Raw genomic sequence first — 12,477 nt, forward strand, 5'->3', positions numbered from 1 at the left:
CGCATCTTTCACTTACATACCAGCAAGTGGCGTCCCCTAGGGGATTCGAACCCCTGTTACCGCCGTGAAAGGGCGGTGTCCTGGGCCTCTAGACGAAGGGGACACTGAAGTCTCACTCGCAAGACGCCTTGCTTCTTTACTTCTATCAGACAATCTGTGTGAGCACTGCGCGGGTTGTATCTTTAAGGTAAGGAGGTGATCCAACCGCAGGTTCCCCTACGGTTACCTTGTTACGACTTCACCCCAGTCATGAATCACAAAGTGGTAAGCGCCCTCCCGAAGGTTAAGCTACCTACTTCTTTTGCAACCCACTCCCATGGTGTGACGGGCGGTGTGTACAAGGCCCGGGAACGTATTCACCGTGGCATTCTGATCCACGATTACTAGCGATTCCGACTTCACGGAGTCGAGTTGCAGACTCCGATCCGGACTACGACGCACTTTATGAGGTCCGCTTGCTCTCGCGAGGTCGCTTCTCTTTGTATGCGCCATTGTAGCACGTGTGTAGCCCTACTCGTAAGGGCCATGATGACTTGACGTCATCCCCACCTTCCTCCAGTTTATCACTGGCAGTCTCCTTTGAGTTCCCGGCCTAACCGCTGGCAACAAAGGATAAGGGTTGCGCTCGTTGCGGGACTTAACCCAACATTTCACAACACGAGCTGACGACAGCCATGCAGCACCTGTCTCAGAGTTCCCGAAGGCACCAGTCCATCTCTGGAAAGTTCTCTGGATGTCAAGAGTAGGTAAGGTTCTTCGCGTTGCATCGAATTAAACCACATGCTCCACCGCTTGTGCGGGCCCCCGTCAATTCATTTGAGTTTTAACCTTGCGGCCGTACTCCCCAGGCGGTCGACTTAACGCGTTAGCTCCGGAAGCCACTCCTCAAGGGAACAACCTCCAAGTCGACATCGTTTACGGCGTGGACTACCAGGGTATCTAATCCTGTTTGCTCCCCACGCTTTCGCACCTGAGCGTCAGTCTTTGTCCAGGGGGCCGCCTTCGCCACCGGTATTCCTCCAGATCTCTACGCATTTCACCGCTACACCTGGAATTCTACCCCCCTCTACAAGACTCTAGCCTGCCAGTTTCGAATGCAGTTCCCAGGTTGAGCCCGGGGATTTCACATCCGACTTGACAGACCGCCTGCGTGCGCTTTACGCCCAGTAATTCCGATTAACGCTTGCACCCTCCGTATTACCGCGGCTGCTGGCACGGAGTTAGCCGGTGCTTCTTCTGCGAGTAACGTCAATTGCTGAGGTTATTAACCTCAGCACCTTCCTCCTCGCTGAAAGTACTTTACAACCCGAAGGCCTTCTTCATACACGCGGCATGGCTGCATCAGGCTTGCGCCCATTGTGCAATATTCCCCACTGCTGCCTCCCGTAGGAGTCTGGACCGTGTCTCAGTTCCAGTGTGGCTGGTCATCCTCTCAGACCAGCTAGGGATCGTCGCCTTGGTGAGCCGTTACCCCACCAACAAGCTAATCCCATCTGGGCACATCTGATGGCAAGAGGCCCGAAGGTCCCCCTCTTTGGTCTTGCGACGTTATGCGGTATTAGCTACCGTTTCCAGTAGTTATCCCCCGCCATCAGGCAGTTTCCCAGACATTACTCACCCGTCCGCCACTCGTCGGCAAAGAAGCAAGCTTCTTCCCGCTACCGTTCGACTTGCATGTGTTAGGCCTGCCGCCAGCGTTCAATCTGAGCCATGATCAAACTCTTCAATTAAAAGCTTGATGTGCTTCAACACGTGAAGCGATGCTCAAAGATTACATTCACATAATTCACTAATGAATTACTGTCTGGTCACTCTTCAAGACTTGATATTTTTTTGCACCCGGAGGTGCTGAGATATCAATCCTGCGAGTGCCCACACAGATTGTCTGATAAATTGTTAAAGAGCAGTGCAATCAGCGGCGAAGCCTGCTGTTGCGAGGTGGCGTATATTACGCTTTCCTCCTGCAGAGTCAAGCGTTTATTTTCGCTTTCGTCTGCCTGACGGGCCGGTTTGTAAGCCGTTGTGCCGTGTCAGTGGAGGCGCAGTATAGGGATTTTTCTGAGGCTGACAAGGGTTTATTTCAAAAATTTTACCGACCGCCTTTTTTTTCACCAAAACCGCCAGCCGCGGCCTGCAATCAGGGATATTTGCTGTTTTAAGCATCAGAAAACGACGTCAGATGGCATACTAAAAAAAGAAACATAGCTAAAGGAATTGCATAAATGTCTTTATCTGCACAACAGCTCGCTGCGCAAAAGAACCTTTCTTATATCCTTGCGGAAAAACTGGCGCAGCGCATTCTGCGTGGGGAGTATGAAGCAGGCAGCATTTTACCCGGTGAAATAGAACTGGGTGAATTATTCAGCGTTAGCCGCACCGCCGTGCGGGAAGCGGTAAAGACTTTGACGGCGAAAGGAATGGTTCTGCCTCGCCCGCGCATCGGCACCCGCGTTATGCCCCGCAGCCACTGGAACTTCCTTGATAAGGAGCTGCTCACCTGGTGGATGACCGAGGAAAATTTCAATGACGTCGTGGATTACTTCCTTGTCATGCGCAATAGCCTGGAGCCGCAGGCCCTGCTCGCTCGCAGCTATAAATGGCGACGGCAAACAGAAAGCCTATCTCAACGAGCTGATGACCGAGATGGTGAAACTGCAGACCTCTTTTGACCGCGAACGCTGGATAGAAGTGGATATGGCCTACCATGAACATATCTATGAAATGAGCGGTAACCCTTTCCTTTGTTCTTTCGCTAACTTATTCCGTTCTATTTATTACAATTACTTCACTGCCATAACCGATAACGAAGTAATCAAACTCGATTTGCACCAGGCTATCGTTGATGCCATCACCCAGGGAAACGGCCAGGCTGCCTTAATTGCAGGACAGGCGCTCTTACAGGAACCCTTCGCCAACGGCTAAACGCAGACGTTCCTGGCTGCTTTAAAACATCAGGATTCTAATGACCAAAACTGCTCGTAGTATGGCCGGGCTGCCGTGGATTGCGGCGATGGCTTTCTTTATGCAGGCGCTGGATGCCACCATCCTTAATACCGCGCTACCCGCAATCGCTCACAGCCTCGATCGTTCACCGCTGGCGATGCAGTCTGCGATTATCAGCTACACCCTGACCGTCGCGATGCTGATCCCCGTCAGCGGCTGGCTTGCCGACCGCTTCGGCACCCGACGCGTGTTTATGATAGCGGTCTCCCTCTTTACGCTGGGCTCGTTTGCCTGCGCCATGTCCGGCTCGCTAAGCCAGCTGGTTATCTTCCGCGTAGTGCAGGGCATTGGCGGGGCGATGATGATGCCGGTTGCCCGCCTGGCTTTACTGCGCGCTTATCCGCGTAGCGAACTGCTGCCCGTGCTGAACTTCGTTACCATGCCAGGCCTGGTGGGGCCGATTTTAGGTCCGCTGCTCGGCGGCGTGCTGGTGACGTGGGCGAGCTGGCACTGGATCTTCCTTATTAATATCCCTATCGGCATTCTCGGGTTGCTCTACGCCCGGAAATACATGCCCAACTTTACAACCCCGCGTCGCGGCTTTGATATGCAGGGCTTTCTTTTATTCGGCCTGGGCCTGGTGTTGATTTCAAGCGGCATGGAGCTGTTTGGCGAGCGTATCGTTGCCAGCTATATCGGTATTCTGATTATCCTCGGCGGGCTGCTCCTGCTGATGGCGTACATATGGCATGCGCGCCGGCATCCCGCGCCGCTTATCGCTTTGCCTATGTTCAAAACCAGAACCTTCTCCGTTGGCATCGCCGGCAACCTTGCCTCGCGGCTCGGGACCGGATGCGTGCCCTTCCTTATGCCTTTAATGCTTCAGGTTGGATTTGGTTATACGGCGCTAATTGCGGGCTGCATGATGGCGCCCACCGCGTTCGGGTCGCTGCTGGCAAAATCTACCGTGACCCAGGTGCTGCGCTGGTTCGGCTACAGGAAAACCCTGGTCGGCGTCACGCTGTTGATTGGCCTGCTGATTGGACAGTTCTCGTTGCAGTCGCCGGGAATGGAGATAGGCCTGCTGATTCTGCCGCTCTTTATCCTTGGGATGGCCATGTCCACGCAGTTCACCGCCATGAATACCATCGCCCTTGCCGATCTCACCGATGAAAACGCCAGCAGCGGCAACAGCGTGCTGGCCGTGACGCAGCAGCTTTCCATCAGCCTTGGGGTGGCGGTCAGTGCGGCAGTGCTTCGCCTTTATGAAGGGATCGACAGTATCAATACCGTCGAGCAGTTCCACTATACGTTTCTGACAATGGGCGCGGTGACGTTAGTTTCCGCGCTGGTGTTCTTGCTGCTGCGTCCAAAAGATGGACGCAACCTGATTAAGGAACGCCATAAGCGTTAGACGGATCCGCGCACCACCAGCTCAGGCGTAAGCAGCAGGCGCTGCTGCTCAAGGCCGGGCTGCGCCATGCGATGAATCAGCACGTCAACGGCCAGCTCGCCCAGCTCATCTTTCGGCTGGTGAATGGTCGTAAGCGGCGGCGCCATGTAGCGCGCCAGCTCGATGTCATCGTAGCCCACCACGGCCATATCTTTCGGCACCTGCAAACCAGCCTGGTAGAGGGCATGATAAGCGCCCACCGCCATCGCATCGTTGCCGGTGAATACCGCATGAGGCGGATTTTCCAGAGCCAGTAGCGAGTTCATGGCCGTAAACCCGCCCTGAAACTCAAAGTCGCCGATGATTTCATATCCCGGCAGGATCTCAAGCCCGGCGCTGCGCATTGCCCGACGATAGCCTTCCAGCCGCAGCCGCGCGGGCGTTTTATCCTGCGAGCCGGCGATACAGGCGATGCGGGTATAGCCGTTATCAATAAGGTGCTGAGTCGCCATTTCGCCGCCCAGCAGGGAGTTATCCTGAATCACGTCGCTTTCGCCTTCAAACGGCGCCCAGTCCATCATTACCGTGGGAATGGAGGGGTAGCGATTTATGATCTCAGCCGAAGGCAGATGGGTTTCGGTACACAGCAGCAGCAGCCCGTCGACGCGCTTTTGCATCAGCGTCTCCAGGTTGCGGTTCATGCGCTGCTCGTCGCCTTCGGTATTGCACAGCACCAGGCTGTAGCCGCGCTCAAAGCAGCTGCGCTCCACGCCGCGCACCAGCTCAGAATAAAAGGGGTTGCTGCTGGCGGTGATTAGCATGCCGATGGTGTGGGTCTGATTAAGTTTGAGGCTACGCGCCAGCGCGGAAGGCGCGTAGTTCAGGGATTTGATAGCCGCGTCGACCTTTTCGCGTATAGCCTCGCTCACGAAACGGTCTTTATTGATGACGTGTGAAACCGTCGAGGTGGAGACGCCCGCGAGGCGAGCGACATCTTTCATGGTGGCCATGATTACCCCTGCTGCTGCAAAAACTCGTCGATTTCATGACGCCAGGGCACCGAAGGCTGGGCGCCTTTACGGGTTACGGCAATGGCGGCGGCGGCATGGGCAAAGCGGATGGCCCTCGGCCATCGGTTTCTCTTCCAGCAGAGCCGTAACCAGCGCGCCGTTAAAGGTATCGCCCGCCGCGATAGTATCCACGGCTTTAACTTTAAACCCCGGCACGCGCCGCCCTTTGCCCTGCTCGCTCAGCCAGACGCCGCGGCTGCCGAGCGTAATAATGACGGTTGCAATGCCTTTGTCGTGCAACGCCCGCGCGGCTTTTGCCGCATCGTCGTCGTTTGTAACGCGAATACCGGTGAGCTTTTCCGCTTCGGTTTCGTTCGGGGTGATCATATCCACCAGCCCCAGCAGTTCATCGGTCAGTTCACAGGCGGGCGCGGGGTTGAGCACCACTTTAGTCTGGTGCTGATGAGCGATTTTCGCCGCGGCCAGCACGCTTTCCAGCGGCGACTCCAGCTGCATCAGTAGCGCGGAGGCATCGGCAATTCTCTGCTGCTGTTCCGCCACCCGTTCAGGCGTTAACGCGCCGTTGGCTCCGGCATGAATACCGATGACGTTTTCCCCGGCGCCGTTGACAAAGATCAGCGCAACGCCCGTTGCCGCATCTTTAATAGTGCCGATTGGAGAGGTGTCGATTTTATCGCAGGCTAACTGTTTGCACACGCGGCTGCCGGTATCGTCGTCACCCACGCAGGCAATAAAGGCAATGTCGGCGCCGCTGCGCCCGGCGGCAACGGCCTGGTTTGCCCCCTTTCCGCCAAACGCGACCTGATATTCCTGTCCGGTAACCGTTTCACCCGGCGTGGGGAAATGTTCGAGGTTAAGGATGTGGTCGGCGTTGATACTGCCAAGGACGACGAGACTGCCTTTCGTTTTCATTTTTTCTGTCCGGTTGAGTGCGCCACCCGGCTTCTGTCAGGTGGCGCGATGCCCTGCTTTTCCGTTATGTCGACTTATTTGGTGACCAGCTTCAGATCGACCGGGATTTTAGACTCGACTTTTTCGCCTTTTAAGACCTTATCCGCCGTTTCCACGCCGATAACGCCGATTTGGTCAGCCATCTGCGCCACCGTTGCGCCCAGCTTGCCGCCTTCTACCGCTTTCACGCCGTCGGCCGTACCGTCGAAGCCGACCACCAGCACGTCAGATTTGCCTGCGGTTTGCAGCGCGCGCAGCGCGCCCAGCGCCATCTCGTCGTTCTGAGCAAAGACTGCCTGCACATCCGGATGCGCGGTCAGCAGGTTTTGCATAACGTTCAGGCCCTTAGTACGGTCGAAGTCCGCCGGCTGGCTCGCCAGTACGGTAAATTTGTGCGCAGCGGTAGCCTGTTTGAAACCTTCACCGCGTTCACGAGCGGCGGATGCGCCAGCGATCCCCTGCAGTTCGATAACTTTTGCGCCTTCGCCCACTTTGCTGGCGATAAAGTCGCCGGCCATTTTACCGCCCGCTACGTTATCGGATGCGATGTGGCTGATAACGGTGCCCTGGTTTGCCATACGGTCGAGGGTAATCACCGGGATTTTAGCCTGGTTAGCCATTTTTACCGCGTTGCCCACGGCATCGGAATCCGTTGGGTTAATCAGCATCAGTTTAGTGCCGCGTACGGTCAGATCCTGCACGTTCGCCAGTTCCTTAGCCGGGTTGTTCTGGGAATCCAGCACCACCAGGTTGTAACCCAGCTTGTCGGCTTCTTTCTGCGCGCCGTCCTTCAGGGAGACGAAGAACGGGTTGTTCAGCGTGGAAACAACCAGCGCGATGGTGTCTTTCGCCATGGCGTTTGCGCTAACGGTGGCGCTCAGCGCAACAGCGGAAACCAGAGTAGCCAGTTTTTTCATATTCATAGTCAGATGTCCTGTAGGGTTATGATTGTTACTGCTTTTTGTTGTCCACCAGCACCGCCAGTAAAATAACCACTGCTTTGACGATCATCTGGTAATAGGAAGAAACACCTAATAAATTCAGTCCGTTGTTCAGGAAGCCTAAGATCAGCGCGCCGATTAGCGTGCCGACGATACGCCCTTTGCCGCCCGCAAGGCTTGTGCCGCCCAGCACAACGGCGGCGATAGCATCCAGCTCATAGCCGGTGCCCGCGGTTGGCTGTGCGGAGGAAAGGCGCGCCACTTCGATGATCCCGGCCAGAGAAGCCAGCAGACCACAAAGCGAATAAACGATAATTTTTACTTTATTAACGCTGATGCCGGAAAGGCGCGTCGCCGCTTCGTTGCCGCCCAGCGCGTAAATATAACGGCCCAGACGGGTGTGGTGCAGCATGTACCACGCCGCCAGGAAGACAATCCCCATGATCCAAACCGGCGTAGGGATACCCAGCGGGCGGCCGATACCAAACCAGCCAAAGAGATCGGCGTTATCCGAGAAGCCGGTGTTTACCGGGCTGCCGTTGGTGTACACCATGGTCACGCCGCGCAGCAGCAGCATCATGACTAAGGTGGCGATAAACGCCTGTACGCGCCCTTTGGCAACGATAACGCCGGTCACGGCCCCGATTGCGGCTCCCAGCGCCAGCGCCGCGGCAACCGCCACCAGCGCATTCACTTCTAAGCCAACAATCGAGGCGGCCCACCGCCCCGGTCAGCGCCAGTAAAGAACCGACGGACAGGTCGATCCCGGAAGTAAGAATGACCAGCGTCATCCCCACCGCCATAATGGCGTTCACGGAGGTTTGCTGCAGGATGTTAAACAGGTTATTGATGGTGAAAAAGTTCGGGCTCAGGCTCGAGACGATGGCAATCAGCACCAGCAGGGCGATCAGCGATTTTTGATCCAACAGCCACGCTTTGGTGAACCAGCGACGGGAAGAAACAGACTGGGTGCTCATTATACAGACTCCTGATTCACGCGATTTAGCTTACCGACAGCCGCCGCCATCAATACTTCCTGGGTAGCCTCTTCACGGGTGAATACCCCGCCCAGATGCCCTTCATGCATCACCATAATGCGATCGCTCATGCCTAACACTTCCGGCATTTCTGACGACACGAGAATGATGCTTAACCCATCGGCTTTAAACTGGTTAATTAACTGATAAATTTCTTTTTTCGCCCCAACGTCAACGCCGCGGGTCGGCTCGTCGAGAATAAGCACTTTCGGACGCGTCATCAGCCCGCGGGCGATGGCGACCTTTTGCTGGTTACCGCCGGAGAGCAGGCCAATCGGCTGCTCAATCGAAGGGGTTTTGACGTTGAACAGGCGAACGAAGTCCTGCACCGCCTGCTGCTCGTCTTTGTGCTTCAGGCTACCGACGTTGTGGCTGAAATAGCGCAGCGCGGTAAGCGACATGTTCTCTTTTACCGACATGCCCAGCACCAGCCCATCGCGCTTACGGTCTTCTGAGATGTAAACGATGCCGTTCGCCAGGCCATCCTGCGGGGAACGCGCCACCACCTCACGGCCATCGAGCGCCACATAGCCACCGCTACGCGGCAGCGCGCCGTACAGCACTTTCATTAATTCGGTGCGGCCTGCGCCCATCAACCCGGCGACGCCAAGAATTTCCCCTTTACGCAGGGTGAAGCTAACGTCATTCACGCCCGGCCCGGACAGGTTATCAACACGCAGACGAACCTCGCCCGGCTCTTTATTCAGGCGCGGATACTGATCTTCAAGCTTGCGGCCCACCATCATTTCGATCAGCGAGTCTTCGGTGAGCGTGGCGACTTCGCGTTCGGCAATAAACTGGCCGTCGCGGAACACCGTCACGTCATCGCAAACTTCAAAAATTTCTTTCATGCGGTGAGAGATATAAACGATGCCGCGCCCCTGCGCTTTCAGCTCGCGGATAACGCGGAACAGCGATTCGGTTTCGGTATCAGTCAGCGCATCGGTAGGCTCATCCATAATGATGACCTTCGACTCGAAGCTCAGCACCTTGGCTATCTCGACCATTTGCTGATCGCCAATCGACAGATCGCCCACCAGCTTCTGGCTCTTAAAGCGCAGGTTGAGCTTTGCCAGCAGCCTGTCCGCCTCGGCATACATCTTCTTCCATTCGATCTTACCGAAGCGGGTGACAAACTCGCGCCCGAGGAAGATGTTTTCCGCAATGCTGAGCTGCGGGATCAGGTTGAGCTCCTGATGGATGATGCCGATGCCCGCCTCCTGGGAGGATTTCGGGCCGTTAAAGGTGGTTTCCTGGCCCAGCCATAGCAGCGAACCGGCGTCGCGCTGATAAATGCCGGTTAACACTTTCATCATGGTGGATTTACCCGCGCCGTTTTCACCCACCAGCGCCATCACGCGTCCCGGGTAAACGTTCAGCGCGGCGCCAGAAAGGGCTTTTACGCCGGGGAACGACTTATCGATCCCTTTGAGTTGCAGTAAAGGTTCCATACCGGCCTCAGAAAGTTACGCCGGCACAGAGAATGATATTCGCATACGGGGAACACTCCCCGCTGCGAATAACCGCGTGTGCCTGTGCGGTTTGCTGCTTGAACTGCTCATGGCTGAGATAACGAACAGCTATGGTATTTCCCTGGAGTTGTTGCAGTTGCTCGATGTGTTTGAGCAACGTTTCGTGGAGCTGAGGATTATGTTGTTGAATTTCCTGAGCGAGGATCGCCACCTCAACCTGCATTTCCTGCGTGATTACATCCACGACCTGCATAAAACCCGGCACGCCGTGCGTCAGCGCCAAATCAATACGCTGCGTGCCGCGCGGAACCGGCAGGCCGGCATCGGCGACCACCAGCATATCGGTGTGGCCAAGACGAGAAATAACGGACGAGATATCAGCGTTGAGAACGGTGCCTTTCTTCATTTTCTTACTCCACTAGCGAAACGTTTCGCTGATCCAGAGTGTAGGGAATATTGCGGCGATAAAACAACCGTCGGATCGTGGAAATGTGATCGCTATCGAAACGTTTCGCCCGCAAATTACGGCGCGGAAAAAATGAGAGCGCGTTCAGGCATACAATCGACTCAGGGCTTAAAAAGAAGGAGGGTTTTTTGGATAATCAATTCATTGATTTTTATGGCGTTAAGCAAAAAAGCCGGCAACCCGCGCCGTTCTGGCTTTTTCATAAAGGCGCCCCTTCGGATAAAGGGGCGTCAGAGTCAGATTTCGACCTGCGTTCCCAGTTCGATAACCCTGTTTGGCGGGATCTCAAACTGGTCCGGCGCCCGCAGGGCGTTGCGCTGGAGCGCGAGGAACAGCTTGCCGCGCAGGCGCAGATACCACGGGCGTTTGCCGATGATCAGCGACTCGTGGGACATAAAGAACGAGGTTTCCGTCATTCGGCAACTTAGCCCCTCAAGCCCGCAGCGGTGGAAGATTTCTTCCACGTTCGGCGTTTCGCGCCAGCCGTAGCTCGCCACCACGCGCCAGAAGGTTGGCGAAAGCTGCTCGATAGAAACGCGCTTCACGTTATGAACGTAAGGCGCGTCTTCGGTACGCAGCGTCAGAAGCACCACGCGCTCATGCAATACTTTGTTGTGCTTGAGGTTATGCAGCATCGCGAAAGGAATAACGTTCAGCGCGCGGGACATATACACGGCCGTGCCCGGTACGCGAACCGGCGGCGATTTCTCCAGCGACGCGATCATCGCTTCCAGAGAGTTGCCGTGCTCATGCATGCGGCGAAGCAGGCGGAAACGCTCGCTCTTCCAGGTGGTCATGATGATAAACATCACCAGCGCCAGGCAAAGCGGCAGCCAGCCGCCGGAGAATATTTTGACGACGTTTGCCGTAAACAGCGGAATATCGATGCACAGGAAGCCAAAGCCCATCAGCAGCACGGCAATCTTATTCCAGTGCCAGTTTTTGCGCGCCACGGTGCACAGAAGAATGGAGGTCAGCACCATAGTGCCGGTCACCGCAATCCCATAGGCCGCGGCCAGGTTGCTGGAATGCTCGAAGCTGACAATCACAATCACCACGGAGATATAGAGGATCCAGTTAATCGCCGGAACGTAAATCTGCCCGGATTCCATTTCCGAGGTGTGGATGATGCGCATTGGCGACAGATAGCCCAGACGCACCGCCTGGCGAGTCAGAGAGAAGACGCCGGAGATCACCGCCTGCGAGGCGATAACCGTGGCGAGCGTCGCCAGAATCATCAACGGAATCAACGCCCAGTCAGGCGCCAGCAGGAAGAAGGGGTTTTTAATCGCCGCCGGCGTTTTCAACAATAGCGCGCCCTGGCCGAAGTAGTTCAGCACCAGCGACGGCAGCACCACGGAAAACCAGGCAAGGCGAATAGGGAGCTTGCCGAAATGGCCCATATCCGCATACAGCGCTTCCACGCCGGTAATAGAAAGCACGACCGCGCCGAGCGCAAAGAACGAGACCGATTTATATTCCAGGAAGAAGCGCACCGCCCAGGAAGGGTTTAATGCCTGCAGCACTTCCGGGTTAGCGATAATGCTGCGCGCGCCCAGCACGGCCAGCACCAGGAACCAGAGCAGCATCACCGGAGCAAACAGCTTGCCCACCATGCCCGTGCCGTGTTTCTGGATCATAAACAGCAGCGTCAGGACGATTATCGAGAGCGGGACGATATAGGCATCAAGCTGCGGCGCGGCTATCTCCAGACCCTCAATGGCCGACATCACCGATATCGCCGGGGTAATGACCACCTCCCCATAAAAGAAGCTGCCGCCGATCAATCCCATGATCACCAGCACCGAGGTCATTTTCGCCGAGGTATTGCGCCCCGCCAGGGACATCAGCGTCAAAATACCGCCTTCGCCGGCGTTGTCTGCCCTCATCACGAAGGTGAGATACTTAACGGAGACGACCAGAATCAACAGCCAGAAAATTAACGATAAGAAACCGAATACGGCTTCACGTTCGACGCCAAAACCAAACTGACCTGACAGACATTCACGAAGGGTATAAAGCGGGCTGGTACCGATATCACCGTACACCACCCCAATTGCCGCCAGCGTTATCGCGGGCAATGATTGTTTATTATCAGCGCTCATAGACTAATCTTTTGTTGGAATCCTGAATGCGTGTGCTTAGTCCCTTGGCCCACAAAAAGGCGCACAGTATGCACGATAATGGAGGAAATCGTATCCCTAAATGCAATTAGCTTATCTTAGGTCAGAGAAAAAAGGCCC

General features: G+C 55.7%; 6 protein-coding genes, 1 tRNA gene, 1 rRNA gene and 3 pseudogenes. 2 read left to right on the forward strand and 9 right to left on the reverse strand.

The window, feature by feature from the left end; genetic code table 11:
* Positions 1–27 precede the first annotated feature (27 nt).
* Both WLO32_RS20355 and WLO32_RS20360 read right to left on the reverse strand, forming a co-directional pair.
* A tRNA-Glu gene (locus WLO32_RS20355) sits at positions 28–103 on the reverse strand.
* An 85-nt stretch (positions 104–188) separates the two neighbouring features.
* Positions 189–1,730 (reverse strand): 16S ribosomal RNA (locus tag WLO32_RS20360).
* Between the two features lie 492 nt (positions 1,731–2,222).
* Between WLO32_RS20360 and WLO32_RS20365 the strand changes: the two are divergent.
* Positions 2,223–2,922, forward strand: a pseudogene (locus WLO32_RS20365) (FadR/GntR family transcriptional regulator).
* A 40-nt stretch (positions 2,923–2,962) separates the two neighbouring features.
* A complete protein-coding gene (gene mdtD, locus WLO32_RS20370; protein ID WP_435946716.1) occupies positions 2,963–4,357 on the forward strand; it encodes a multidrug transporter subunit MdtD in 1,395 nt (464 codons plus the stop codon).
* Here the strand turns inward: mdtD and rbsR are convergent.
* The 7 genes and pseudogenes from rbsR to kup form a co-directional block, all read right to left on the reverse strand.
* Positions 4,354–5,346: a ribose operon transcriptional repressor RbsR gene (rbsR, locus tag WLO32_RS20375; RefSeq protein WP_435946717.1), complete on the reverse strand. Its 993-nt coding sequence runs from the start codon at positions 5,344–5,346 to the stop codon at positions 4,354–4,356. The genes mdtD and rbsR overlap by 4 nt on opposite strands.
* 2 nt (positions 5,347–5,348) lie before the next feature.
* Positions 5,349–6,279 (reverse strand): annotated as a pseudogene (rbsK, locus tag WLO32_RS20380) (ribokinase).
* A 74-nt stretch (positions 6,280–6,353) separates the two neighbouring features.
* Entirely contained in the window at positions 6,354–7,241 is an 888-nt protein-coding gene (rbsB, locus tag WLO32_RS20385; RefSeq protein WP_435946718.1) for a ribose ABC transporter substrate-binding protein RbsB, read from the reverse strand.
* Positions 7,242–7,269: 28 nt separating this feature from the next.
* A pseudogene (gene rbsC, locus WLO32_RS20390) lies at positions 7,270–8,236 on the reverse strand (ribose ABC transporter permease).
* Complete coding sequence (gene rbsA, locus WLO32_RS20395) at positions 8,236–9,747, reverse strand: ribose ABC transporter ATP-binding protein RbsA (protein WP_435946719.1); 1,512 nt, start codon at positions 9,745–9,747, stop codon at positions 8,236–8,238. Before rbsA ends, rbsC begins: the two are co-directional and overlap by 1 nt.
* 7 nt (positions 9,748–9,754) lie before the next feature.
* On the reverse strand, positions 9,755–10,174 hold the full coding sequence (gene rbsD, locus WLO32_RS20400) for a D-ribose pyranase (RefSeq protein ID WP_435946720.1): 420 nt from the start codon (positions 10,172–10,174) through the stop codon (positions 9,755–9,757).
* A gap of 296 nt (positions 10,175–10,470) precedes the next feature.
* Positions 10,471–12,339: a low affinity potassium transporter Kup gene (kup, locus tag WLO32_RS20405; protein ID WP_435946721.1), complete on the reverse strand. Its 1,869-nt coding sequence runs from the start codon at positions 12,337–12,339 to the stop codon at positions 10,471–10,473.
* Positions 12,340–12,477: the final 138 nt, after the last annotated feature.

The sequence above is a fragment of the Dryocola mayonis genome (genome assembly GCF_051307045.1).
Classification (GTDB): Bacteria; Pseudomonadota; Gammaproteobacteria; order Enterobacterales; family Enterobacteriaceae; genus Dryocola.

What these genes read in the sequence shown, in the direction of transcription:
- rbsA (WP_435946719.1), bottom strand. Translation starts at nt 9,747, where the DNA reads ATGGAACCTTTACTGCAACTCAAAGGGATCGATAAGTCGTTCCCCGGC.
- kup (WP_435946721.1), bottom strand. Translation starts at nt 12,339, where the DNA reads ATGAGCGCTGATAATAAACAATCATTGCCCGCGATAACGCTGGCGGCA.
- rbsB (WP_435946718.1), bottom strand. Translation starts at nt 7,241, where the DNA reads ATGAATATGAAAAAACTGGCTACTCTGGTTTCCGCTGTTGCGCTGAGC.
- mdtD (WP_435946716.1), top strand. Translation starts at nt 2,963, where the DNA reads ATGACCAAAACTGCTCGTAGTATGGCCGGGCTGCCGTGGATTGCGGCG.
- rbsR (WP_435946717.1), bottom strand. Translation starts at nt 5,346, where the DNA reads ATGGCCACCATGAAAGATGTCGCTCGCCTCGCGGGCGTCTCCACCTCG.
- rbsD (WP_435946720.1), bottom strand. Translation starts at nt 10,174, where the DNA reads ATGAAGAAAGGCACCGTTCTCAACGCTGATATCTCGTCCGTTATTTCT.